At 60.3% G+C, this 22,976-nt stretch carries 25 protein-coding genes; 14 read left to right on the forward strand and 11 right to left on the reverse strand.

Annotated features, from left to right (window positions below):
* Nucleotides 1-24: 24 nt before the first annotated feature.
* Nucleotides 25-432 carry a universal stress protein gene (locus EOW68_RS09540; RefSeq protein ID WP_128224928.1) on the reverse strand — a complete coding sequence of 136 codons (408 nt, stop codon included), beginning with the start codon at nucleotides 430-432 and terminating at the stop codon, nucleotides 25-27.
* Nucleotides 433-579: 147 nt separating this feature from the next.
* Between EOW68_RS09540 and EOW68_RS09545 the strand changes: the two genes are divergently transcribed.
* Together EOW68_RS09545 and EOW68_RS09550 are read left to right on the forward strand one after the other, a co-directional pair.
* A complete protein-coding gene (locus EOW68_RS09545) occupies nucleotides 580-819 on the forward strand; it encodes a DUF5816 domain-containing protein (protein WP_128224929.1) in 240 nt (79 codons plus the stop codon).
* A gap of 46 nt (nucleotides 820-865) precedes the next feature.
* Nucleotides 866-1,144, forward strand: coding sequence for an HPr family phosphocarrier protein (locus tag EOW68_RS09550; protein ID WP_128224930.1), 279 nt, complete (start codon nucleotides 866-868; stop codon nucleotides 1,142-1,144).
* Here the strand turns inward: EOW68_RS09550 and dhaM are convergent.
* The 3 genes from dhaM to dhaK all read right to left on the reverse strand — a co-directional run bounded on the left by dhaM (nucleotide 1,141) and on the right by dhaK (nucleotide 3,295).
* Nucleotides 1,141-1,527 (reverse strand): dihydroxyacetone kinase phosphoryl donor subunit DhaM, encoded by a 387-nt coding sequence (gene dhaM / locus EOW68_RS09555; protein WP_128224931.1) that lies wholly within the window; start codon nucleotides 1,525-1,527, stop codon nucleotides 1,141-1,143. The two genes, EOW68_RS09550 and dhaM, sit on opposite strands and share 4 nt — an antisense overlap.
* On the reverse strand, nucleotides 1,527-2,234 hold the full coding sequence (gene dhaL, locus EOW68_RS09560; RefSeq protein WP_128224932.1) for a dihydroxyacetone kinase subunit DhaL: 708 nt from the start codon (nucleotides 2,232-2,234) through the stop codon (nucleotides 1,527-1,529). Before dhaL ends, dhaM begins: the two co-directional genes overlap by 1 nt.
* 62 nt (nucleotides 2,235-2,296) lie before the next feature.
* On the reverse strand, nucleotides 2,297-3,295 hold the full coding sequence (gene dhaK / locus EOW68_RS09565) for a dihydroxyacetone kinase subunit DhaK (RefSeq protein ID WP_128224933.1): 999 nt from the start codon (nucleotides 3,293-3,295) through the stop codon (nucleotides 2,297-2,299).
* A 217-nt stretch (nucleotides 3,296-3,512) separates the two neighbouring features.
* Between dhaK and EOW68_RS09570 the strand changes: the two genes are divergently transcribed.
* Complete coding sequence (locus EOW68_RS09570; protein WP_128224934.1) at nucleotides 3,513-3,815, forward strand: DUF7116 family protein; 303 nt, start codon at nucleotides 3,513-3,515, stop codon at nucleotides 3,813-3,815.
* 73 nt (nucleotides 3,816-3,888) lie between these two features.
* Nucleotides 3,889-4,569 (forward strand): LysE family translocator, encoded by a 681-nt coding sequence (locus EOW68_RS09575; protein WP_128224935.1) that lies wholly within the window; start codon nucleotides 3,889-3,891, stop codon nucleotides 4,567-4,569.
* On the opposite strand, the gene EOW68_RS09580 is transcribed toward EOW68_RS09575, so the two are convergent.
* Both EOW68_RS09580 and EOW68_RS09585 read right to left on the reverse strand, forming a co-directional pair.
* Nucleotides 4,561-5,241, reverse strand: coding sequence for an HD domain-containing protein (locus EOW68_RS09580; protein ID WP_128224936.1), 681 nt, complete (start codon nucleotides 5,239-5,241; stop codon nucleotides 4,561-4,563). The two genes, EOW68_RS09575 and EOW68_RS09580, sit on opposite strands and share 9 nt — an antisense overlap.
* Nucleotides 5,242-5,787: 546 nt before the next feature.
* On the reverse strand, nucleotides 5,788-8,151 hold the full coding sequence (locus EOW68_RS09585; protein WP_128224937.1) for a PAS domain-containing protein: 2,364 nt from the start codon (nucleotides 8,149-8,151) through the stop codon (nucleotides 5,788-5,790).
* Nucleotides 8,152-8,383: 232 nt separating this feature from the next.
* Here EOW68_RS09585 and EOW68_RS09590 point away from each other — a divergent pair, with 232 nt between their 5' ends.
* From EOW68_RS09590 to EOW68_RS09615, 6 genes are all read left to right on the forward strand, one after another.
* Entirely contained in the window at nucleotides 8,384-8,578 is a 195-nt protein-coding gene (locus EOW68_RS09590; protein WP_128224938.1) for a methytransferase partner Trm112, read from the forward strand.
* Nucleotides 8,579-8,651: 73 nt separating this feature from the next.
* Nucleotides 8,652-9,218: a DUF7524 family protein gene (locus EOW68_RS09595; protein WP_128224939.1), complete on the forward strand. Its 567-nt coding sequence runs from the start codon at nucleotides 8,652-8,654 to the stop codon at nucleotides 9,216-9,218.
* 319 nt (nucleotides 9,219-9,537) lie between these two features.
* The gene (locus EOW68_RS09600; RefSeq protein ID WP_128224940.1) at nucleotides 9,538-10,503 is read left to right on the forward strand and encodes a transcription initiation factor IIB; all 966 of its coding nucleotides are present in this window, start codon (nucleotides 9,538-9,540) and stop codon (nucleotides 10,501-10,503) included.
* A gap of 69 nt (nucleotides 10,504-10,572) precedes the next feature.
* Entirely contained in the window at nucleotides 10,573-11,469 is an 897-nt protein-coding gene (locus EOW68_RS09605) for a methyl-accepting chemotaxis protein (protein ID WP_128224941.1), read from the forward strand.
* Nucleotides 11,470-11,507: 38 nt separating this feature from the next.
* Nucleotides 11,508-12,188 (forward strand): type I 3-dehydroquinate dehydratase, encoded by a 681-nt coding sequence (locus tag EOW68_RS09610; protein WP_128224942.1) that lies wholly within the window; start codon nucleotides 11,508-11,510, stop codon nucleotides 12,186-12,188.
* A gap of 52 nt (nucleotides 12,189-12,240) precedes the next feature.
* Nucleotides 12,241-12,672, forward strand: coding sequence for a DUF7575 domain-containing protein (locus EOW68_RS09615; RefSeq protein WP_128224943.1), 432 nt, complete (start codon nucleotides 12,241-12,243; stop codon nucleotides 12,670-12,672).
* On the opposite strand, the gene dnaG is transcribed toward EOW68_RS09615, so the two are convergent.
* Both dnaG and EOW68_RS09625 read right to left on the reverse strand, forming a co-directional pair.
* Nucleotides 12,669-13,949, reverse strand: coding sequence for a DNA primase DnaG (gene dnaG / locus EOW68_RS09620; protein ID WP_128224944.1), 1,281 nt, complete (start codon nucleotides 13,947-13,949; stop codon nucleotides 12,669-12,671). The two genes, EOW68_RS09615 and dnaG, sit on opposite strands and share 4 nt — an antisense overlap.
* Nucleotides 13,950-14,053: 104 nt before the next feature.
* Complete coding sequence (locus tag EOW68_RS09625) at nucleotides 14,054-14,548, reverse strand: nicotinamide-nucleotide adenylyltransferase (RefSeq protein WP_128224992.1); 495 nt, start codon at nucleotides 14,546-14,548, stop codon at nucleotides 14,054-14,056.
* A gap of 174 nt (nucleotides 14,549-14,722) precedes the next feature.
* Between EOW68_RS09625 and lonB the strand changes: the two genes are divergently transcribed.
* Genes lonB through EOW68_RS09645 form a run of 4 tightly spaced genes read left to right on the forward strand, consistent with a single transcriptional unit; the run spans nucleotide 14,723 to nucleotide 18,760 of the window.
* A complete protein-coding gene (gene lonB / locus EOW68_RS09630; protein ID WP_128224945.1) occupies nucleotides 14,723-16,891 on the forward strand; it encodes an ATP-dependent protease LonB in 2,169 nt (722 codons plus the stop codon).
* A gap of 6 nt (nucleotides 16,892-16,897) precedes the next feature.
* Complete coding sequence (locus tag EOW68_RS09635) at nucleotides 16,898-17,806, forward strand: CPBP family intramembrane glutamic endopeptidase (protein WP_431358846.1); 909 nt, start codon at nucleotides 16,898-16,900, stop codon at nucleotides 17,804-17,806.
* 42 nt (nucleotides 17,807-17,848) lie between these two features.
* Nucleotides 17,849-18,277: a dCTP deaminase/dUTPase family protein gene (locus EOW68_RS09640; RefSeq protein WP_128224946.1), complete on the forward strand. Its 429-nt coding sequence runs from the start codon at nucleotides 17,849-17,851 to the stop codon at nucleotides 18,275-18,277.
* 42 nt (nucleotides 18,278-18,319) lie between these two features.
* On the forward strand, nucleotides 18,320-18,760 hold the full coding sequence (locus EOW68_RS09645; RefSeq protein ID WP_128224947.1) for a high-potential iron-sulfur protein: 441 nt from the start codon (nucleotides 18,320-18,322) through the stop codon (nucleotides 18,758-18,760).
* A gap of 175 nt (nucleotides 18,761-18,935) precedes the next feature.
* On the opposite strand, the gene EOW68_RS09650 is transcribed toward EOW68_RS09645, so the two are convergent.
* From EOW68_RS09650 to EOW68_RS09660, 3 genes are all read right to left on the reverse strand, one after another.
* Complete coding sequence (locus EOW68_RS09650; protein ID WP_128224948.1) at nucleotides 18,936-19,307, reverse strand: cupin domain-containing protein; 372 nt, start codon at nucleotides 19,305-19,307, stop codon at nucleotides 18,936-18,938.
* A 282-nt stretch (nucleotides 19,308-19,589) separates the two neighbouring features.
* The gene (locus EOW68_RS09655) at nucleotides 19,590-20,858 is read right to left on the reverse strand and encodes an MFS transporter (RefSeq protein ID WP_128224949.1); all 1,269 of its coding nucleotides are present in this window, start codon (nucleotides 20,856-20,858) and stop codon (nucleotides 19,590-19,592) included.
* Between the two features lie 190 nt (nucleotides 20,859-21,048).
* Entirely contained in the window at nucleotides 21,049-22,899 is a 1,851-nt protein-coding gene (locus EOW68_RS09660; RefSeq protein WP_128224950.1) for a S9 family peptidase, read from the reverse strand.
* Nucleotides 22,900-22,976 lie beyond the last annotated feature (77 nt).

Below are 22,976 nucleotides of genomic sequence, written 5' to 3' on the forward strand. Positions count from 1 at the left end.
GACCACGGATATGTGGGCTGGTTTTTATAGGTCGGGTGAAACTGTCACAATCTCGCAGTTCACACGCTGTCTGAGATACGTCTCGACATCCGGGTCGTCCGTGATCCGCTGAATCATCTTCCGCCATCGGCCGGCCTGTTTCTTGCCGATCACGACGATATCAGTTTCTTCTGACGCGATCTCGTCGAGGATCGTCTCTTCGACCAGCAGCCCGCTCCTGACGGAGTACCGCGTATCCGGCAGGTGGCCGAACTCCGACTCGACGGCACGTTTGAGTTCGCTCCGGCTGGCCCGGGTACCGTTCTGGTAGAGATTGATATGCAGGACCGTCAGTGACCCTTCTTCCTGTTGTGCAATCTCGATCGCCTCCGCGAGCGTCGCCCTGGAATGTTCGCTCAGCGGATACCGCACAGGGACAACGATCTGGGTCATTCACTCAAGCTTGGATGGCCGTCACCGTTAGGCTGTCGACTGCAGTCAGTAGGTCTGTCTTACCTACCTCCCCGTGCTGTCTCCGGATTTGAACAGTCCACGGCGGGGAAAGTCAGGATTTTACCCCACCAGCGCGTTGTCCCCCCTATGGAGACAGTTAGTGGTCCGGACGGCGAGACTCTCTATGTCGATCCAACTGCCGGCAAGCGTGGACAGAAAGGACCGTTTTTCGTGGTGTACACGGACGACGGGGCGACGAACCGCTGGGGATTTCTCTGTGGCAACTGCGATACCCTCGATAACGCCGTCGACTCGATGGGCCGGATCCAGTGTAACCACTGCAGCAACCGGACGAAAGCCGAGGAGTGGGACGCTGCCCACGAGTGATCGAGGGTACAGACAGTCTAAAGGGAACAGACGAACTATCTTTCGTATGGAACGGATTGTGACAGTTGTGCCGGAAGATGGCTTACACGCTCGCCCAGCATCGGCCTTTGTCAGCACTGCCGGCGAGTTCGACGCCGCGATCACGGTCGCACCTGCAGACGGTGATCGGGAGCCAGCCCGTGGGGACAGTATGCTCGCGGTCACGAGTCTCGGCGTTACAGGTGGTGAGGACGTCCGGATCACCGCCGAGGGGCCAGACGCCGAGGCGGCGCTGGATGCCCTCGAAGCACTGTTGCAAAAACCCGCCGACGAACTCGAAGACTAGAGTTTGCGCAGCTCTCGTGCTTCCTCCGCGCGTTCGAGCACTTCCGACAGTGACGCGTCGGGCTGGGCAGCGCTCACCGCCGCGTTGAGTGTGCCTTCGAGGATCGGTGCGTCCGCGATCGTCGCCTCGATCTCTCCTTCGACGGCCTCGACGGCGATCTCGGCGTTCATCACCGCGCTGCCCAGATCCGCGATGACGAGGACGCCCGATCCATCCGATGCCTCGCGGATACCCTCCTCGATTGCCGGCGCGGTCGTCCCGATGCCACCGTCCGGATCACCACCGACCGGGAGGATCGTCGCGTCGCCACCCATCTCCTGGGCGACGTCACGGATCCCCTCGGCGGCCCTCTTGCTGTGTGAGACGACGACGATACTGACCATTATGCATCCTCCGGCTCTTCGTCCGGAATGGTCGGCGAGCGTGCGTCGCGGTCGATCTCACCCTCCAGATGGTCGGCTGCGACGTCGAGGATCTCTTCGAGCATGAACAGCGTCGACGTCGCGCCGGGGTCCTGGTGACCCACGGAGCGCCAGCCCAGATAGGAGGCTCGCCCCTTGCTCGCGCGCAGGCCGACAGTGAAGTCGACACCACGCTCTGCGGCGTCGACGGCTTTCGAGAGAGCCGTCAGTGGTGGCAGCTCGTCCGATTCGATCGACTTCTTGTAGGTGTGGACTGCTGGCACGAGCGCGTCGACCATCGTCTTGTCGCCGACCCGGGCGTCGCCACGGTCCTGGAGTTTGTCCAGATACGCCTCCGCGAACGCGATCGAGGTCTCCGGTGTGATACCCTCCTCTAACTCCTGGCTCGCGCTCATGATCGACCCGCCATACAGCGGCCCGGCGGCACCGCCGACCTCCGAGATCAGCGCCGTCCCGATATTCTTGACGACGGTCGCTGGCTCCTCGTCGTCCATCCCCTCGACCTGTTCGAGCGCTTCCTGGAACCCGCGGTGCATGTTCGCGCCGTGGTCTGCGTCGCCGATCGCCGAGTCGAGATCGGTGAGGTGTTTCTTTTCGGCTTCGATCCGGTCTGCGATCGCTTGTAGTACCGCCAGTACAACTTCGGTCTGCTCGTTGGATTCACTCATACGTATATTCCCGTCTGCATTCGGTTTGGTAGTTGTGCACAGGCACAAAAGTGCGTGCCTCGTTACTCCGTTACCGTCAGCCCTGGCGTGTCCGCCGGTGCAGCGAGTAACTCCTTGATCTCCTCGTCGACGGCACAGATGGTAATCGAACAGCCCATCATATCCAGCGATGTCATGTAGTCGCCGACCCACTGGTCCCAGACCGTCAGGTCGTAATCGTCCATGAGCTGCTGGAGTCGGCGGTTGACGATGTACAGTTCAGACAGCGGTGTCCCGCCCATCCCGTTGACGATCGTCATCACTTCAGCCCCGTCGTCGAGGTCGAGATCGTCGAGGACGTTCTCGGTGAGTTCGTCCGTAATCTCGTCGGCTGGCATGTGATCGACGCGCTCGACCCCGGGCTCGCCGTGAATCCCGATCCCGAGTTCGATCTCGTCCTCGCCGAGATCGAAAGTTGGCTCCCCTTTCTCCGGGGTGACACAGGAGGTGAGCGCGGTGCCCATCGTTCCGACGTTGTCGATGACCTTCTCGGCGACTCTCACGACCTCTGAAAGCTCTGCGCCCTCGGCTGCTTTCGCACCGGCAGCTTTGTGGACGAGGATCGTGCCACAGACCCCACGACGGCCGCTCGTGTACAGTGAGTCCTCGACAGCGACGTCGTCGTCGACGACGACTTGCTCGACCTCGACGCCGTCCATCTCCGCCATCTCGCCTGCTGTATCGAAGTTCATCACGTCCCCCTCGTAGTTTTTCACGACGGCGAGGACGCCCTCGCCACTGTCACAGGCTTGGACCATCTCTTCGAGCTGGTCGGCCGTCGGCGAGGTGAAGATTTCGCCGGCTGCGGCGCCATCCAGCATGCCGTCGCCCACGAATCCCCCGTGTGTCGGTTCGTGACCGCTTCCACCTCCCGATACGATTCCGACTTTCCCCTCGACCGGTGCATCGTGGCGGACGACGACCTCCTGCCCGTCGAGTCGTCGGAGCCCGTCGTGGGCGGCGACCATTCCATCGAGCATCTCGTCGACCACGGCATCCGGTTCGTTGATGAGTTTCTTCATGCTACACGCTACCATTGTAGCGCAGCGAGTATAATCTTTTACAATCTTAAATAGTGGCTGATATTTCATACAACTGCTAAGGAAGCAGAATCAAGCACGTATACCGTTATATGACCGGATCTGAGAAGTCAACTGGCTAATTTCATACGATTATTGATGTATCCTGTAGCTAACAGGTAGATACGTTTAAGATGATGCGGTCTGAAAAGAAAGAAGAATGAGTACTGTTAGCACAGCACTCGAACGTGAGGCAGAATCGATCTTTACCGATCTGGGGTACACGGTGAGCCCGGAGGCGGGGGAGATACGGGCAGAACGCAAGTGGCGGGTCGTGCAGGTGACACCGACCGAAGAGCCAGACGAGATCCCCTCGTCGGGATCGATGCGGTGTTTCGTCACCTTCGCGGAGTCGGTCACACAGTTCGAGCGGAAGCTGAGTCGGGAAAACCCCGACTACGAGTGGGCGATCATCGGGGTTACGAACGACGACGACTACGTCGTGCGCCGTCGGTCGTCCTGATCGGGGGACTGTTCGGTAACTGCTTTTCGTCGAGGCAATCCAGTTATATTCTCGCAGTCCGCATTCGAACCCAATGCTGGCCGAGACTCTCGTGACCTTCGGTGCCGGCATCGCCTTCGGCCTGGCGCTGGCTGCACCCCCGGGACCGATGAACGCGATCATCGCCCAGGAGAGTGTCGTCAGGGGGCGACTGGCAGGGTTCAGGGCCGGACTGGGCGCGATGGCCGCCGATTTCGTGTTCTTCCTGCTCGCAGTTGCCGGGATGGTCACCGTCGTGGCGAATCGCCCCACCCTCCGTGCTGTCATGGTGACTGTTGGCGGCGTTCTCATGCTGTATTTCGCAGTCGGTGCGGTCCAGAGCGCCGACCAGACACTTACTGGTGGTGAACTCGACGCGACCGCGCGCAGTTTCTCGAAAACGTTCGTCCTCGCGTTGACCAACCCGTACCAGATCCTGTTCTGGCTGACTGTTGGGATCGGACTACTCGAACCGGGCCGGATCGACGTACTGGGCTATACCCCCTACGTGGGTGATGCACTCACAGGTGTCCTGATCGTCGAGACGGGTAGTCCAGTCCTACTCGCGGGACTGTTCGCGGGGATCGTTCTCTGGATCACCGCGTTCCCGACAGTGCTCGTGGCAGGCAGAGAACGTGTCGATACGCTCGCACCGGCCGTCGCGGTCCTCAGTGCGATTGTCCTCGCTGCATTCGGTGTCCTGTTTCTCTCCGACGGACTGAGAAGCCTACTCTGACGTATCGATCCCTGCGATCTCCATCTCGAGCCACTCCTTGAACCACCGGACGCGTTTGAGCCTGCGGTCGGCGATATCTTTGGCCGTCTGACTCCGGACACGCTTTTTCGCCTCGATTCCCCGTTCGAGGACGCGTTCGACCATCTCGGCGCTGTCCATGTGCGTGCGGGATTCGTACCCCATCCGGAGCAGCATGAGCGCAGCGCCGTTCGCACCGATCTTGTCGAGGATGTCGGCCTCGATGAGACAGCGTGCCTCCAGTGGCAGGTCGGTTATCTCTCTCTGGTAGGAGTGGTCCTCGATCGCCGAACAGACCTGTTCGACGAAGGAACTGGGGTAATCGGTCTGGATCTCCAGATACTCCCGTGCGATACGAGCACCCTCTTCGGCGTGGATGTCCTGGTCGACTTCGAGTTTGGCGATATCGTGAAACAGTGCCGCAACCCGTGTGACGTCGGTGTTGGCACCTTCCTGACTCGCGATCTTTCCGGACAGTTTGATCACGTTGCGGATGTGGTTGAACCGGTAGTCCGCGGAATGCCACGGATACCACCGCATACGCCCACCTTTATCCTCTGACTGGACGCTCGCTTCGAGGTAGTCGTGGACGAACCGTTCCATCGCCGCAAACTCATCCTCCGAGACGGGTGACTCGCGTATCTCAACACCCACGGCACCACCCCCATTGATCTACAGCACGTGTAATATTCATCTTACATAATAGATGGACTGATTGGCTCTTTAGCGTTACGACACATTTTCGAAGGGATTGCGGTTCAGTAGTCGCCGGCGCAACGACTGTCCGGTTTTCGCTGGATTCGGTCAGCAGAAAACTCATACTGGTTGGTACGACTCTGTCCCACGCTGTCGAAACAGAATATACGTACCACGCCGTGAGATACCGAGACCCGTGTCGTGGGTGCGAAACTAACGGCAAAAACCACTATCAGCCGGGCTCACACATAGCCCGGCTGAACTCACAGAGACTGGTCAGGTGGATGCTGGTCTGACAGGCGTTCGCGCGACCCGATACGGTCGTGACCGAGTATTGTCGTCGCAGTTGTCCTATAGTTTTCTTCTTCGACAGTTTCGATTCGAACATACAGGTTTAAAGCTGTTTCCCTGAACGTATGTACTATTATTCTATGATCTGATATACACTCTAGGAATTTAAGGAGTGGTTGTCAGCTGGCCAGTCAGATTGCCTGTCGGGTAGGCTCACGTTGGTCCGGCACGGGCGAGTCGGATCTCGACGACGGTTCCGGGACAGTTCTCGTCTCTGACTGTGACTGATCCGCCCGAGCGGTGAACGATCCAGTAGACGAGCCAGAGCCCCAGTCCACTCCCGTGGTACAGATCGTCGATTGTGCGCCCTGTTTCGAGGACGTCCTTGTCCATCTGTGGGATACCGGGACCGCCGTCGATGACACGGATGACAACCTGGCTGTCGTCGGACTCGATCTGTAGCTCGACGGATGGCTGGGGCGCACTGTTGTGGACGATACTGTTCTCGATCACTTCCTCGATCGCCTGGCGGAAGTACACCGTCGTGTTCGCGTAGAGTTCGTCTGGTGCACCGACCGAGATCTGGATCCCGTACTCGTCTGCGAGCGAACTGGCCGCCTCCCTGACCAGCGGGACGATATCGACAGACTGAACGGTCGGGTCGCCGCCGAGAACCTCGGTAATACTCCGTGATTTTTCGCTCGTCGTCAACAGACCGTTCGCGTGTTCCAGGATCTCGTCTGCAGAGTCTTCGATTATCCCGGCAGCGTTCGATCTGATCTGTTCGGCCTGTAGCCCGATGACCGTCAGATCGTTCCGCAGGTTGTGTCGGAGAATACGGTCGACGACGCGGAGCTGGTGGGCCCGTTCCTCGCGCTCTGTTACGTCACGCAGAACAGCGACCATCCCGGTTGTTTCCCCTGCCTCGTCCAGCGGATAGTATCGCACGTCCAGGGTCCGTTCCCCACGTGTCGGATGCATCCGTGTCGACTGGAACTTCACGATCGCCCCCGAAAGGGCGCGTTCGAGGTAGGATCGTATCCTCTCGGACTCCGAGCCGTCGAGGACGTCACTGACCGTCTGGCCGGTGAGTTCCTCCTCTTCGAACCCGTGGTAGCTCCGGTACTGTGGGTTCGCGAACTGGTACTGTTCGTCGGTGTCGACCACGCAGATCAGATCCGTCGCTTCCTGAATCGCTCGCTTGTACTGGGTCAGTTCTGTTTCGCGTTCTTTCAGCCCAGTCACGTCCCGCCAGATGCTGATCGTCCCGGCAAGCTCGCCAGTATCGTCGTAGTAGGGGTTCTGGCGGACGCTGAACACTGGCTGGCTCTCCGTCCGCTCGAACGTCGGTTCGATCTCGTACTGGATCGGGTGGCCCTCGTCCAGCGTTTTACGCCGTCGCTCGTCGAGTTCTGTCGCTGTCTCGTCGTCGACGACCGTCGAGATCGGTTTCCCGAGTAGTTCGTCCTCGCTGTCCTCCGCAAACAGCGAGATTGCCTCGTTCAGAAGTACGAACCGCCCGTCGGTATCCTGCAGAAATATCGGCTCTTCCAGCCGCTCGACGACCTCCCTGTACTGTTTGAGTTCGCGCTCGTGGCGAGCCAGTTCCGTACTGACCTGGTTGAATCGTGTGCCGATTTTCGACCACTCTTCGGTCCCACCGACGTCGATTTCGGTCCCGTACTCGCGGTTCGATAGCCTGTCGAAGCCATCGAGAACTCGTTCTGTCTGCCGGATACTCGACTGATAGAACCAGAGGGCGAACCCGAGCAGTGTTCCGATGACGAGGACAACGGCCCCGATCTGCAGCATGGTAACTGTCTGTGCCTGGCCGCCGACTGCCGATTCAGGCCGGGCGACGGTCACCGTCCAGCCTGTCGTCGTTTTTTCGGCACTGGCAGTGATCAACGACGTTCCGTCCCAGTTGCCTTCCTCGTAGAGTATCTCGTTGGCTCCCGACACTCTGACAGCCAGATCACTGTCGGCCTCCGGATCGATCGACTCGAAAAACGAGCCGTCTTGCAGGTGCAGCGCTGCGTTCAGTGTCCCGACGACTGTCCCGTCTCGCTCGATCGGGACGCTGACTGTCACGATAAAATTCCCAGTCTCGGCCTCGACTGGTTCGCTCACGTGCGGTTCTCCAGCAATCGCCTGCTGGAAATACGTTCGATCGCTGAAGTTCGTTCCGAGCAACTGGATCCGGTTTGCGTCGGTGAGACCGTCTGATTCGATGGCGACCATCCGGCCATCGGCGTCGATGATCGAGACCCCCTGGTACTCTGTCGAATCGATAAACCGTTGTAACGTTTGCCGTTGATCGGCGTCGGAGTCAGTGGCTGATGGCTCGGGAAGCCCCTCGGAAACCACTGGATCAGTCCCGAGCAACTCGACAGTCTGGATGCGTTCGGACAACAGGGCGTCGAGCTGTGTGGCAGTCGCTTCTGCCGTCGCCTCCAGTGACTCCATCTCGTTTTCGGAGACGGCCGACCCGTAGAGCTGGAACCCGGAGACGACGGCGACGAGGAGGACGACGGTAACGAGGAGCAACACTACCGCAAAGAGGTTCCGTAGCTTCACGAACGGTCACCGCTGGGAGGGTGCGTCTGGCTGTAGATCTCTCTTCGCGCTCCCAGGGCATCCGCCACACGACGACTCGTCACACAGCCGTCCACACGTTTCATTTTGAAGGGGGATATATATTTCCGACTTTCTGCAGATGTTTTATGCAAACCAGATCGTATAGTGTTCACGGCCGCCTTCGTGGAGCGAAGCACAAACGCTTTTGATCTGGCCCACCCAGAGATTGGGTATGAAAGAGGAACTGATGGAGATTCTCTGCTGTCCACTCGACAAACACGAACTCGAACTCGAAATCGACGCGCAAGACGACGACGAGATTCTCGCTGGGACGCTCACCTGTACGGAGTGCAGCGAACAGTATCCGATCGAGGACGGTATTCCGAATCTTCTGCCGCCGGATATGCGCGAGGAGTCCCCGGCCTGAGCATCCCCTGTCCCGGAGCGTCGGTTCTCGTGGGGCATCAACATTTTTCTACTCGCCGGGTGGAGAGACAGATGTGCCACAGTCGTTGCCCGTTCACATAAGCCGGGACCAGCTCCACAGCCTCGAAGTACCAGCCTCCTTCGAGGCGGACGGATCGTTCGATATCCGGCTGATCAACCACGCGGAGTCCCTGCACGTCCATCTCCACCTCGACGATCCACTCTCCGAGATTGCTACCCTCGATGCGGGCAACCACTACGTCGAGGGGGAGACAGAACGCCGGGTCCGCGTCGAGGTCGACACCGACGCGCTCGGTGAACAGCCCCACTTCGGAAAGCTCAAAGTCGCTACCGCCTACGGCGCGGAGACGCGGTGGATCGACGTCGAACTCACCGAGCCGGATCCGACTCCCGACTCGATCGAGATCGACGAATCGCTCGCGAATCCACAACCGAAAGATTCCACTCGGGAGCCGCTCCTCGATACCCAACAGCTCCCGGTTCTCGTACTGGGGGTCGTCGCGCTCCTGATCGCCGTGCTTTCGGCGATCCTGTTCCAGCAGACGGTCGTTACTGCCGGTGCACTGATCGTCTTTGCCGGTGTCGTCACGGCGTTGCTCCTTCTCTCGAACACTGGCTGATACTCCGATCTGATCCGGATCGCTTTGAACTGCCTGTTACCGTGACCGGCCGCCCAGGATCGATAATGATTTATAATTATATATGTCGAACTTCCGAGTAGTACGGATATAGCCCGTGAGCCCGCTAAATTTTCCGAAACACGATTAAATACCACATTTAAGACGATAAACAAAACTGCCGAATATCGTCTCGTCGGCGGTTCTGCGGGACGGAAAAAATACGATACCGGTATATTTAAATATCTTTCGGACAAATCGCTATTTAGCTATTGCCCCGGGTGTGTCTTGCGATTTGTCACCCCGGCTGAACGGTCCAGCAATGAGTAACTCTAACACTCGCACACGGACGACAGAGAAAGAACAGACAGAAGAGCAGACTGACGAGACGCTCGATTGCCCCGAGTGTGGTGGCAACGTCGTCGTCGACGACGAACACGGCGAGACAGTCTGTACGGACTGCGGCCTCGTCATCGAGGAGGATTCCGTCGACCGCGGACCGGAGTGGCGTGCCTTCGACGCCAAGGAAAAAGACGAGAAATCCCGCGTCGGTGCCCCGACGACAAACATGATGCACGACAAGGGGCTGTCGACGAACATCGACTGGCGTGACAAGGACGCCTACGGCAACGCCCTCTCGGGCAAACAGCGAAAGAAGATGCAGCGCCTGCGGAAGTGGAACGAGCGGTTCCGTACCCGGGACTCCAAGGAACGAAATCTCAAGCAGGCACTCGGCGAGATCGACCGGATGGCCTCCGCGCTCGGCCTCCCGGAAAACGTCCGCGAGACGGCGAGTGTCATCTACCGGCGTGCTCTCGACGAGAACCTCCTGCCCGGCCGCTCCATCGAGGGTGTCTCGACGGCCTCGGTGTACGCTGCTGCGCGACAGGCTGGTGTTCCGCGCTCCCTCGACGAGATCACGGAGGTCTCCCGTGTCGAAAAAAGCGAGATCGCACGAACCTACCGCTACGTGGTCCGGGAACTCGGACTGGAGGTCCAGCCGGCGGATCCCGAGAGCTACGTTCCGCGGTTTGCCTCCTCGCTGGAACTCTCCGAAGAGGCCGAACGCCGCGCACGCGAACTACTCCAGAACGCGAAAGAGCAGGGCGTCCACTCCGGAAAATCGCCGGTCGGACTGGCTGCGGCAGCCGTCTACGCTGCGGCACTGCTGACCAACGAGAAGACGACGCAGGCGGCAGTCAGCGAGGTCGCGGATATCTCCGAAGTGACGATCCGCAACCGGTACCACGAACTGCTCGAAGCCGAACAGGACATTCCGGTCGCCTGATCGGAATCCAAAATCACTGTTGATAACTGAGCCAGTACGTTTAATCCGAAGTGGCGTGGCACTTCGAGTATGAATCAGCAGCCCGACGGGGGAGCACGACGAGCTATTTCTGACGGCGGATTTGCGGACCAGGATATCGGGCAGGCGATCGACGAACTGCTGGATGCATCCGAGAACGTCTCGCAAAGCTCCGAACAGATCAGCAATCTGGCACAGAAGCAATCAGATACCATGCAGGAGGTCTCGAGTGAGGTCGCGAATCTGAGTGCGACTGTCGAGGAGGTGGCCTCCAGCGCCAACCAGGTCAAGACCGTCAGCAACGACGCCCGGGAACTCGCCGATCGGGGGCGGGGGATCGCAGACGACGCCATCGAGGCGATGGTTTCGGTCGACGAAGCGAACTCGGCTGTCTCCGACGATGTGACACAACTGCGTGAACGCGTCGACGAGATCGACGAGATCGTCGAGGTGATCAACGATATCGCCGACCAGACCAACATGCTTGCGCTGAACGCCTCGATCGAGGCCGCCCGTGCCGGTGAGGCCGGCGAGGGGTTCGCCGTCGTCGCCGACGAGGTCAAAAGCCTCGCCGAGGAGTCACAGCAAAACGCGACTGAGATCGAGACCCTCGTCGCGAACATCAAACAGGATATGGAGGAGACCGTCGACAGCCTCGACGAATCCAGCGAGGAGATCGAAAACGGGATGGCACAGGTCGACGACGCCGTCGACATCCTCCAGCGCATCGACGAGTCCGTCAGCGAGGCTGCCCAGGGGGCCGAAGAGGTCGCTGCGGCCACGGACGATCAGGCGGCGAGTACGGAAGAGGTCGCCAGCATGATCGACGCGACCGCCGAGAACGCGACCGAGGTCGCAGAGGAGATCGAACGGATCGTCGCCGCGAACAGAGAGCAGACGGCCAAGATCGAACAGCTCCGTTCGGTCATCGAGCAGTCAGATCGATAACCACCAGCTATTTTTGTGGCTGGCTGAGTACGGACTCTATGGATTTCCAGCAGTTCGTCCTCGCAGCGAGTACGGCCACGCTGGGCGAAGAGCCCGCTGCTCGCGAGAACGCGGATGCGCTCGAATTTCGTCTCGATCTGACGGCCGGTGGTCTCGAATCGCTGCGCTCCTACGACGGCAGCCTCCCGCTGATCGTCACGAACAGAGTCGAGTGGGAAGGCGGTCAGGCACCCGACGACCCGGACCGTATCGAGCAACTCCAGGCGGCCGTCGAGTTACCCGGTGTCGAGGCCGTCGATGTCGAACTCGAAGCGATCGATGCCTGTCGTCCGGTCGTCGAGACGGCACGGGAAGAGGACGTCTCAGTCATCGTCTCGTCGCACGATTTCGAGGGAACGCCGGCCAGATCCGAACTCGAATCGACGCTCGAACGCGCCTGTGAACACGGCGATGTCGGCAAGCTTGCCGTGACCGCACAGTCGCCGGACGACGTTCTAGATCTGCTGTCGGTGACACGCTCGTGCACAGTCGACGGGTCGACTGTGGCGACGATGGCGATGGGGGAGGCGGGCCGTCACTCGCGGGCCGTCGCGCCGCTGTATGGTTCCCGGATCGGCTACGCGCCGGTCGATCCCGCGAGAGCGACCGCTCCGGGGCAGTACGCCCTCGAAGAACTCCGGTCGCTGATCACACAACTCCAGCCGAACACAACGGTCTAGGCTGTCCACACCAGAAAAGTTACATACCGTTCGTCGTCTCATTCCGTGTATAGTGGCACAATCGAATACGTCGCGCGAGTTCTCACGGAAACGGCCCTGGCTCGCGGTGTTGCTCACCGTGATCGTTCCGGGGCTCGGTCACTTTTATCTCCGCCTGTGGGGGCGTGCAGTGCTGTGGCTCGCTCTCTCGATACTCACTTCCTTTGCCTTCGTCCCGTCCGGAGCCGTTCCGGAGTCGCTTTCCGTCAGCGCGATCCTGGAGGCAAGCCAGTCGCTTTCGACGCAGGGCACTGTCGTCCTCTTTGGAATCTCTCTGTTCTGTGTCGTCGACGTCATTCTGATGACACGCCACATCAACAACTACGTCACGCGGACCGAGACAGAGGGCGTCAAGCACTGCCCGAACTGCGGGAAAGAACTCGACCAGGATATCGACTTCTGTCACTGGTGTACGACGGAACTCGACGACGAGCAATCTGATTAGGAGAGTTCGATCTCACTCGCTTTGTGGAGTCGGACGTTTGCTGGCTGTTTGACTGATTCACCAGTCTCCGTCGCGATAATCTGTTCGACACCGCGCTGGGCGGCGATATCGAGCAGTTTCTGACCGACCGTCGCGTCGATGACGATTGCGTGTGGCACCTCGTCGGCGTCTGCAATAGCATCGAAACAATCCTCGGCCGCTATTTCTTCGAGGACGGCAAACGACTGATCGAGCAGTCTGGCGGTTTCTGTCTCACCGTCGATTACGGCCCGGATGTGATCGCCCAGTGTTTCCGGTCCCGACTCCGCCGAGCCGGCTGTCTCGTCAGTGGCTGTCCTGTCGCTGTCCCCGTTCGTCGCCTCGTCTACAGCCGGGCCACTGTCGGTCTCGTCGTCGACCGAGTCCAGCGAGTCGGCTGTCAGTGGTTCGACGGTGCCGCCGTCAGTCGGTGCGAACGCTTCCCGTGGTGTGCTGGTCTCGCTTATCTGATCGTACGGGAGTTTCTTCCGGAGTGCCGAGATGACTGCCGCACGGTCGAGATCCTCGACGGACTGGCCACTCGGGGCAAAGGCCACGTAATCGATCTCACCGACCTGTGCGAGTTCGCGTAGAATGAGATCGCCGCCACGGTCACCGTCCAGCAGGACGGTCGTCGTCCGTTCCGCGGTCAGCCCGGCGATTTCGTCGGGAATATCCGTCCCCTCGACGGCGACCGCGTTTTTGATCCCGTAGGAAAGCAGTGTCCGGACGTCGGCCCGTCCCTCGACGATGACGATCGCGTCACTGTCGGCGACTCGTGGGCCGGCCGGGAATCCCCGGTACTCGGTAATATCTGACTCCTGGGAGCGCTGGCGTACTTCGTCGATGAGTCGATCGCTGGTCAGCGTCTCCTCGTCGAACTCGGCGAGCAGTTCCGTGGCCCGGTCGACGATCTCCCGCCGTTTCGCGGCGCGGGCATCTTCGATTTTCGAGACCGTACAGTTCGCGCGACACGGTCCCACCCGCTCGATGGTCTCCAGCCCGGCCGCGAGGACTGCCGTTTCGACACGGTCGAGTCCACTAGCTATCTTGATCGTTCCGAACGACCGACCGCCTTCAGAGTCGATATCGACATCGATACGTCCGACTTTCGAGGCCTCCTGGAGATCCCGGAGATCCATCCCCTCACCGAGGAGCCCCTCGGTCTGTCCGAAGATGGCACCGACGACGTCGCTTCGCTCGACGACCCCGCTCGTGCGCACATCCGCGTGAATGATATATTTTGCCGAATATTGCATAGCTCACCTGGTCCAGTTTCGTGGACGCCGGGTTGTTGTCATCAGACCGTACGGTAGGAACGTGCAAATAGCTGGCGGGAACGACTGGAAAAACTGGGCCGGACTCACCCGATCTGCCGGAGTCGGCTGACGCCGTCGATCTCGTCGATGACTGCAGCGACGGCGTCGGGAACACACTCCCGCCATCCCTCTCCCTCGATGATCCCGTCTCTGATCTCTGAGCCTTTGAGGTCCTCTCTGTTGAACATCTCCGTCTGTCGCACCTCGATTTCGGCCTCCTCGAACAGCCGGACGACGAGTGGATTGTTGGAGTAGGCCACGTCGAACCGTGGCGCCATACTCTGGATGTGGCTGACCCAGACGGAGTTTCGGTTCAGGTCTTCGATCGGAACGACGTAATCCGTAATCTCGTACGGTTCCAGCGTCTTGCGGATCATCATCAGCCGCTCGCCGGCTGTAAACGGATTTTTCACGGTGTGGGAGGCGTCAGCACTCCCGATACCGATGACGAGTTCGTCGACGTCAGCAGAGATCCGTTCGACGACCTGCAGATGCCCGTTGTGAAACGGCTGAAAACGGCCGATCAGACAGCCCCGGATCGGTGTCATTGGCGGAAATTTGGTACCAGTATATATTAAAGGCGGGTTTTTCGAGCTTTCGCTCGCGATCCGTCAGACGTCTCGCTGTCCGGTGGTTTTCTCGCAGGTCAGTTCCTGAAAGGGGAGAAAGTATATCAGTCGACAGCCCTTCCGATCCTATGTAGCAACGTTTGTATGAGCAAGGATACAGAAGTCCCGGATACCGACCGGGAAATGGAAGCCGACGAGACCGTCGAGGCGTCTGACGAGTCTCAAGACGACCCGGACGGGAACATCCAGGAGTCGGCTGATCGACCAGACAGCCGGATCGACGCTGGAGCGGACGTTCCGGTTCCCGAAACACCCGGTGACGAGTCACAGCCGGCCAGCGAGCGGGAGGAAGACGGCAACCCGCTCGAAGATGCACTGGGTAGCGACGTCGACGACGACATGGAGATCGACGAGGAAATCGAAGAAGATGACCTACTCGGCGGTCTGCAGGTAGATTCGTCTGCGGATATCGAGGTACCTGATCGGCTCGTCGATCAGGTGATCGGGCAGGACCACGCCCGTGATATCGTTCTGAAGGCCGCGAAGCAGCGCCGGCACGTCATGATGATCGGCTCGCCCGGGACAGGGAAGTCGATGCTCGCGAAGGCGATGAGCCAGCTGCTCCCGAAAGAGGAGCTGCAGGATGTGCTGGTCTATCACAACCCGGACGACGGCAACGAGCCGAAAGTCCGGACCGTCCCAGCCGGCAAGGGCGAACAGATCGTCGAGGCCCACAAGGAAGAGGCTCGCAAGCGCAACCAGATGCGCACCTTCATCATGTGGATCATCATCGCCCTCGTGCTGGGGTATGCGCTGATTATCGTCCAGCGGATCCTGATGGGGATTCTCGCAGCCGGTATCATCTATCTCGCCTTCCGATACATTTCACGCGGCAGCGACTCGATGGTGCCGAATCTGCTGGTCAACACGGCGAACCAGCAGACCGCACCGTTCGAGGACGCGACCGGCGCACACGCCGGTGCACTGCTCGGTGACGTCCGGCACGATCCGTTCCAGTCCGGTGGGATGGAGACGCCGAGTCACGACCGTGTCGAGGCTGGCGCGATCCACAAGGCCAACAAAGGCGTGCTGTACGTCGACGAGATCAACACCCTCGACATCAGGTCACAGCAGAAGCTGATGACCGCGATCCAGGAAGGTGAGTTCTCGATCACCGGCCAGAGTGAGCGCTCCTCGGGTGCGATGGTCCAGACCGAACCGGTGCCCTGTGATTTCATCATGGTGGCCTCGGGGAACATGGACGCGATGGAGAACATGCATCCCGCCCTGCGCTCGCGGATCAAAGGCTACGGGTACGAGGTGTACATGGAGGACACCATCGACGACACGGCCGAGATGCGCCGGAAGTACGCCCGGTTCGTGGCCCAGGAAGTCGAGAAAGACGGCCGCCTGCCACACTTCACGCGGGACGCGATGGAGGAGATCATCCTCGAAGCCCAGCGCCGTGCGGGTCGGAAAGACCACCTCACGCTGGAACTGCGGAACCTCGGTGGTCTGGTCCGCGTCGCAGGCGACATCGCCCGCGCCGCAGACAAGGACTTCACCGAACGTGACGATGTCCTGCAGGCGAAAGGTCGCTCGCGCTCGATCGAACAACAGCTCGCAGACGAGTACATCGAGCGACGGAAAGACTACGAACTCACGGTCGCCGAAGGCGGTGCTGTCGGCCGAGTCAACGGCCTCGCAGTCATGGGCCAGGACTCCGGGATCGTCCTGCCGGTGATGGCCGAGATCGCGCCATCGCAGGGGCCCGGTCAGGTGATCGCCACCGGCCAGCTCAAGGAGATGGCCGAGGAGTCGGTTCAGAACGTCTCCGCGATCATCAAGAAGTTCAGCGATCAGGATATCTCCGAGAAGGATATCCACATCCAGTTCGTCCAGGCCGGAGAGGGCGGCGTCGACGGTGACTCCGCGTCGATCACCGTCGCGACGGCCGTGATCAGCTCGCTGGAAGATATCCCGGTCGATCAGGGTGTCGCGATGACCGGCTCGCTGTCGGTTCGCGGTGACGTGTTGCCGATCGGTGGCGTTACCCACAAAATCGAAGCAGCCGCGAAATCCGGTATCGACAAAATCATCATCCCGAAGTCGAACGAACAGGATGTCATGATCGAGCCGGAGTACAGAGAACAGGTCGAGATCATCCCGGTCTCCCATATCTCGGAAGTACTCGACGTGGCGCTGACCGGCGAGCCAGAGAAGGACTCGCTCGTCGACCGGCTCAAATCGATCACCGGTCGCGCACTCGAACGCGAGGTCGGTCCCGGCAGTGGGAGCCCGAGTCCACAGTAACTACCTGTGGCCGAGTGGGCTCTTTTTACGACCGTCGCGGGCGTTCTTACTGTTCTGTTGCTCGTACTGGCGAGACAGTCCCAGCAACTGCTCGATAGCCAGTCGACGACGGCCGAGTCGGGTACTCTCACAGAGAGAGATCAGACCACCCAGACCGTAGATCCAGTCGGCGAGCAGTTCGACGACGGACCGCCAGAGAGTGCGTTCGGCGAGCAGGCAGCCGGCGTCGAGAGTGACTCCAGCCAGGGGCCAGACGAAGAGAGTATGTACGGCGATGGTACGCAGGGGCCGAAGATCGAGCTCACGTCCACTGCGTTGTTCGCAAACGTCGCTGCGACGCAGGGACTGGTCATCGCGGTTCTCGTCGCTGCGGCGTGGTATTTCGAGATTCCTGCCAGCGGTTTCGGTGTTACAGGCGACCCGGCGAGCACCGGGTTGCAGGCACTCCTGTTCGGAGCCGTGTTCGGAACCGTCCTCTGGGTTGGCAACGAACTCTCGACGACAGTCGCCGACGCTGTCGGTGCATCCTACGACGAGGCGCTTCGAGAGACGATGGCGCCGGAGTCGACTGGTGGCTGGTTCGTCCTGTTCGGACTCGTCTTGCCGATTATCGCTATCGCCGAGGAGTTACTCTTTCGTGGTGCGCTGATCGGCGTTCCTGCGGCTGGGTTCGATCTCTCGCCGTGGCTGCTCGCAGTCGCCGCCTCGCTCGCCTTCGCGCTGGGCCACGGCGCCCAGGGCCGTGTCGGCATCGTCGTGACGGGTGTGCTCGGGTTCGTTCTTGCAGCAGGGTATATTGTCTCCGGAAGCCTTCTTGTCGTGATCGTCGCCCACTATCTGATCAACGGGCTGGAATTTTTCGTCCACGAGTATCTGGGTGTCGAGCTATTCTCCACGATACACGTCCACCGGTAGCTCCCAGTTTAATGTACGAGGCACACCCAGAGTCCGATACAGATGGTCGAGTACAGACAGTTTCTTTCGGGGATCGTCCACGAACCAACGCAGACCGAGGGCCGCGGCTTCGATCTGACCGTCGCCGAGGTGTACGAGATAACCGAGCCCGGCCGCGTAGATTTCGGCGGTGGTGAACTCGAAGCTGCCGAGATCGAGCCGCACGATAGCGAGAAACGACACGATGAGGACGACTACGAGTGGTGGCACCTCGACGAGGGCCAGTATCTCGTCGAATACAACGAAGAAATCACCGCCGATGATCTGACTTTCGTCCTGCAGACGCGCGACGAACTGCTTGCCCGGGGTGTTTTCCACCCGACGCTGCACGTGACGGAACTGCCTCAGGTCCCACTCTCTGTCGGCGGTGCTGGGCTGGCGATCAAGGAGAACGCTCGCGTCTCGACACTGGTGGGTGCCGACCCCCTCTAGATATCACTGTGTACTTCAGGGCTGCTGTCGTAGCTCCAAGTAATGTCCAACAGACATTCGCGCCGACGGTTTCTCGCAGCTGTTGGAGTGTCGGCAGTCAGCGCGCTCGCTGGCTGCAGTGACGACGATGATCGTCGTGGTCCAGGGATGGGGGATGACGACCGTCACCACAACGGACCGGGGGGAACGGACAGTATCGACGACGGACGACACCACCACGACGACACTGTCGGCGATAGACGACTCGGGCCAGTTCCGGCGGTCTACGAGAACGCACGAGCCCTCGACGGGACCGTCCGGGATCCGGACTCGCTTTCATCGAAACGCGGCGTCAACTACCAGTCGGTCCCCGAGGGTGGCAGGCAGTGTGCCGGCTGCGGGTACTACATTCCCGACAAAGACGGCGACGGCCTCGGTGCCTGTGCGATCGTTGCCGGACGCATCGAACCCGACGGCTGGTGTGTGAGCTACGTCTCATACTGATTGTTGCGGTTATTTTCGTGACCGAGTCACGGATATCGACGTGTCACGGCGTGTAACACAGAATTTGTGTCGCCAGAGGGGTACAGACTCGCAACAATCACTATCACCCGACTGATGGTGAGTACTGCGGTGAGTTTCAGCACGCCAGTGAAAACTCGCAATAATCGCTATGAGCTCACTCCACAAGCTCGATTTCGTCGTCACCCGTCGGCACCGCACAGAGAAAGACCCCTTCTTCATCTCCCTCGTTGCGATACCAGTGGACCGCGCCTGCCGGGATATGAATCGTATCGCCAGCAGCGACGGTGTACTCCTCGCCTTCGATGCCGACGACGTACTCCCCGGAGAGTACGTACTGTTCGTGTTCGATCTCGTTTGTGTGCTCTGGAACTGTCGCACCAGCGTCGAGAACGAATTTGCGTAGTGCGATATTCGGCGCACCGTAGGCTTCGTTGACGAGAACGCCTTTCGAGAGGCCGTCTGCTGCATCCAGTGGTTCGTACTCGATATCCTCGGCCCGTCTGATCCGTGGGATCGATTCTGCCATACTGGCTGTAGGCCGGCCCTGCTGTTAGATCTTGGCTCGGGAGAGCGTGTCGTAATCGAGACCGGGTGACAGACGAAGGTCAGTGACGCCACAAAAAGACGGCGACAGCTTCGACGGCACGATCACTGGCAGGAGAGTAACTGATACTGGTGGCTGTCCATTCGGACAGCTATTCGGCCCCCGTGAGAACAAGTGCTCACGAGGATCGCCTCACGTTGTTCGACTCACCCCACGTGGGGTTGAAATTCTTCAGTTCCTTGTAGCTACCAGTATGAATCCGCCTCAGTCCGCCGTTTCCTGCTCGTAGCTCTGGATGAACGCGATCCGATCTGCGCCGAACAGGAGGACGGCACCGAGTGAGGCACCGACGACTGCGAAGGCTGCGAGCACCGTGAAAAACGCCGGCAGCCCGAACCCGCCGATGAGGTACCCACCGATTGCGATACTCGCGGCCCCGAAGCCGAACTCCGCCAGATAGGTGTAGCCATAGGAGAGCCCACGGGTATCGGGCGGGGTGTACTGCGCGACTGCGACCTGGTAGAACGGCTGGATCGCAAAGAGGAAAAATCCGATCAGGCCACAGAGCACGAGCAACGGGCCGAGACCCAGATCGGAGACCGGGACGAAGACGAGAGCGAGCACAGCCAGCGTTACGAAGATGGCGACCATCCCCCGCTCGACCGGGACCCGTTCCGTGAGTTTGCCGCCGGCGTACTGCCCGCCCATCCCGACGACGAGCAGACCGACGAAGATGTAATCACCGGGCTTGATCCCCTGCAGGCCGGCCTGCAGTTCGATCCCCTCCATGACCGGCAGGCCCTGGAGAATATCCGGCAGGAAGGTGAGGATCCCGCGATAGAACAGCCCCTCGAAGGTGACGATGACGAACACGACGAGGAAGGCACTCGCCATGAGCGTCTTCGTATTCCTGATGAATGCCGGCACTGTAATCGGCGTGCCGGCATCGGCGTCGATATCCTCCTCGACGGCGGCCGTCGTATCGAAATCAGCGCGCAATCCGTAGAGGAAGGCAGCGATTCCCGGCACCGCGAGCAGTGCAGCGACGATCTCCCAGTCGAACCCGATCAAAAGCGTCGCGGCCGCGAACGGACCCAGCGTGATCCCAACGTTGCCGGCGATCCCGTGGTAGGCGAACACCGTCCCCTGTCTCTCCGCACCAGTGCTGATCAGCGACATCCCCGCCGGGTGGTAGACACTCGCGACGATTCCCCAGACGACGAGTGCTGCACCGATCAGATAGATCGATGTCGCGAAGGCCAGCGCGAAAAAGGAGAGGCTCATCCCTGCGAAACAGGCCAAAATTAGTCGCTTGGGGCCGAATCGGTCGGCGAGTATCCCCGCCGGTAGCGCACCGATGCCGAAGGGCGCGTAGCCGAGCGCGACGATCAGGCCGATAAACGCGATCGAGACGTCGAACGAATCCTGCCAGACCACGAGGAAGATCGGAATCGAGAGCTCGTACCAGTGGACGAGCGCGTGGCCGAGCATCGTAAACCGGGCAATGGCGCGGTCGTTCGTAGTTAATCCCATTAGCTAAATCCTGGGGTTCCCAGGCAATACTGGTACTTTCTGCTACGGGATTATAAACCATGTTGAATAGATCAAAATCTGTCTCATCTTTGCTCGGTCGACGACAATTCTGTGCGGACTCCGTTCGGCGCAGGCGTTTCTGTGCACGACAGACCAAAGGCCGATAGCTGCTATACCGCTCCCAGAACAGCTAGACGTGCTCGTCGAGGAAGTCGACGACCCTGCTGTATGCGTCGATCTGGTTTTCCAGTTTCGAGATACCGTGGCCCTCGTCGTCGAAAATCAGCTTCTCGACGGGTACGTCCTGCTCACGGGCTTGCTCGACGATCTGTTCTGCCTCTCCGACCGGTACTCGCGGATCGTTCGCACCGTGTAACACGAACAGTGGGGCCTCGATCCGGTCGATGTTGTTGGTCGGACTGATCGATTCGAGGAACTCCCGATCCGCTTCGAGCGAGCCGTACTCCGCTTCACGGAGTTCGCGCCGCCAGGAGCCGGTGTTTTCGAGGAAGGTGACGAAGTTCGCGATCCCGACGACGTCGACGCCGGCAGCCCACAGGCCGGGGTACTCGGTGAGTGCGGCGAGTACCATGAATCCGCCGTAGGAGCCGCCCTTGGCGACGATCCGGTCCGGAGCGATCGTATCTCTGGACTGGAGCCAGTCGACCGCGTATCTGATATCCCGGACTGAATCCATCCGCTTTTCGACGTCGTCGAGGTGGGCGTAGCTGCGACCGTACCCCGACGAGCCACGAACGTTCGGCTCGAACAGTGCGTAGCCACGCGAGAGAAAGTACTGTCGCAGCCCCGAAAAGGAGGGCCGGCGCTGGCTCTCCGGACCACCGTGGATGTCGACAATGACCGGCACGCCACCGTCTGGCACCGTCTCCGGCAGTGAGAAGAAGGCTGGAATCTCGCGGTCGTCGAAGGTCGGGTACCGGCACAGCTCCGGTTCGACGAACGTCTCGGGTGGGATACCCGCAGTCGAGGCCCGTGTCCAGCGGGTGACTGTGCTGTCGAGACTCGAACTGTCTGCGTCGGAGTCGGCTGCGCCGATGGCTCGTAACCCCGCCAGATCCACGACGCTCACGTTCGTGTTCTCCGACCGGCCCGACGAGGAGAGGGCGAACCGATCGCCGTCGGGGCCGAAGCTGACGCCGCCAGCGACGTTACCCGGAAGTTCCGGCATCGGGAGATCCCGCACATCGCCGGACTCGGTGAGTTCACAGAGCGTCAGTTCGGTGTAGCCGTCGACATTTCGCGAGTAGATCAGTGCCCCAGTTTCGTCGTCCACTGCCACACCGTCGATGTTCCACTCGCCACCGCTGCGGAGCTGTTCGAGTTCGCCGGTTACCCGGTCCATTCGCGCGAGATACAGCGTTTCTGCCCCGTCGTCGGTGACGAGATACAGCCACTCACCAGATGGACCCCACTGGACGCTCCTGTATCGGATATTCCCGTCGTGGGGCGTGAGATGGCGGCGCTCGCCCGTTTCGAGATCGAGAACGTAGACGTCCTGGTCGAAACTCGAATACGCCTTGCTGAGGATAAGCGCGTCGTCGTCGGGACTCCAGCCACCAACCGAGAGCCAGCCCTCGCCCTCGTAGATCAGTTCCGCATCGTCGCCACGGTCTGTCCGGCCCTGCACGTAGATGTCGAACACCGATTCGTCCCGGCGGTTCGAGGCGAAGGCGAACTGTTCACCGTCGGAACTCCACCCGCCCCAGCGGTGTTTCGCATCGGACATCCCGGTAAGCGGCGTGATGGTGCCATCCTCGCCGAGGCGGAATAGCTGCATGCGTTCGTTGCCGCCCTCGTCCATCCCGAAGACGAGCTCGGGGCGCTCCGGTGCGTAGCTGACGAAGGAGACCGGTTCGTCGTAGAAGGTTCGCTGTGTGGGCCACATCTGGGGGTCGTCGAGCGTCCAGATCTGTCCGACACCGGTCGTATCCAGCAGGAAGGCCAGCCGCCCGTCGGGGCCGATCGACCCGCCGTACGCGCTCCGGACTGTCAGATACCGTTCGAGGTCGTACTCGCTCACGCTCTCACTGACGGGTGGAATTCACATAGCAGTTGTGTGCCGGCCGACCATTTAAGAGAATACCACTCGAACTAACA

The organism is Halovenus amylolytica, assembly GCA_004015825.1.
GTDB lineage: Archaea > Halobacteriota > Halobacteria > Halobacteriales > Haloarculaceae > Halovenus > Halovenus amylolytica.

Excerpts from the sequence above, each read along its gene's own strand:
- EOW68_RS09640 (WP_128224946.1), top strand. The coding sequence starts at position 17,849 with ATGGTCGAGTACAGACAGTTTCTTTCGGGGATCGTCCACGAACCAACG.
- dhaM (WP_128224931.1), bottom strand. The coding sequence starts at position 1,527 with ATGGTCAGTATCGTCGTCGTCTCACACAGCAAGAGGGCCGCCGAGGGG.
- EOW68_RS09590 (WP_128224938.1), top strand. The coding sequence starts at position 8,384 with ATGAAAGAGGAACTGATGGAGATTCTCTGCTGTCCACTCGACAAACAC.
- EOW68_RS09600 (WP_128224940.1), top strand. The coding sequence starts at position 9,538 with ATGAGTAACTCTAACACTCGCACACGGACGACAGAGAAAGAACAGACA.
- EOW68_RS09650 (WP_128224948.1), bottom strand. The coding sequence starts at position 19,307 with ATGGCAGAATCGATCCCACGGATCAGACGGGCCGAGGATATCGAGTAC.
- dnaG (WP_128224944.1), bottom strand. The coding sequence starts at position 13,949 with ATGCAATATTCGGCAAAATATATCATTCACGCGGATGTGCGCACGAGC.
- EOW68_RS09575 (WP_128224935.1), top strand. The coding sequence starts at position 3,889 with ATGCTGGCCGAGACTCTCGTGACCTTCGGTGCCGGCATCGCCTTCGGC.
- EOW68_RS09550 (WP_128224930.1), top strand. The coding sequence starts at position 866 with ATGGAACGGATTGTGACAGTTGTGCCGGAAGATGGCTTACACGCTCGC.
- EOW68_RS09605 (WP_128224941.1), top strand. The coding sequence starts at position 10,573 with ATGAATCAGCAGCCCGACGGGGGAGCACGACGAGCTATTTCTGACGGC.
- EOW68_RS09540 (WP_128224928.1), bottom strand. The coding sequence starts at position 432 with ATGACCCAGATCGTTGTCCCTGTGCGGTATCCGCTGAGCGAACATTCC.
- EOW68_RS09610 (WP_128224942.1), top strand. The coding sequence starts at position 11,508 with ATGGATTTCCAGCAGTTCGTCCTCGCAGCGAGTACGGCCACGCTGGGC.
- EOW68_RS09570 (WP_128224934.1), top strand. The coding sequence starts at position 3,513 with ATGAGTACTGTTAGCACAGCACTCGAACGTGAGGCAGAATCGATCTTT.
- lonB (WP_128224945.1), top strand. The coding sequence starts at position 14,723 with ATGAGCAAGGATACAGAAGTCCCGGATACCGACCGGGAAATGGAAGCC.
- EOW68_RS09655 (WP_128224949.1), bottom strand. The coding sequence starts at position 20,858 with ATGGGATTAACTACGAACGACCGCGCCATTGCCCGGTTTACGATGCTC.
- dhaL (WP_128224932.1), bottom strand. The coding sequence starts at position 2,234 with ATGAGTGAATCCAACGAGCAGACCGAAGTTGTACTGGCGGTACTACAA.
- EOW68_RS09545 (WP_128224929.1), top strand. The coding sequence starts at position 580 with ATGGAGACAGTTAGTGGTCCGGACGGCGAGACTCTCTATGTCGATCCA.
- dhaK (WP_128224933.1), bottom strand. The coding sequence starts at position 3,295 with ATGAAGAAACTCATCAACGAACCGGATGCCGTGGTCGACGAGATGCTC.
- EOW68_RS09645 (WP_128224947.1), top strand. The coding sequence starts at position 18,320 with ATGTCCAACAGACATTCGCGCCGACGGTTTCTCGCAGCTGTTGGAGTG.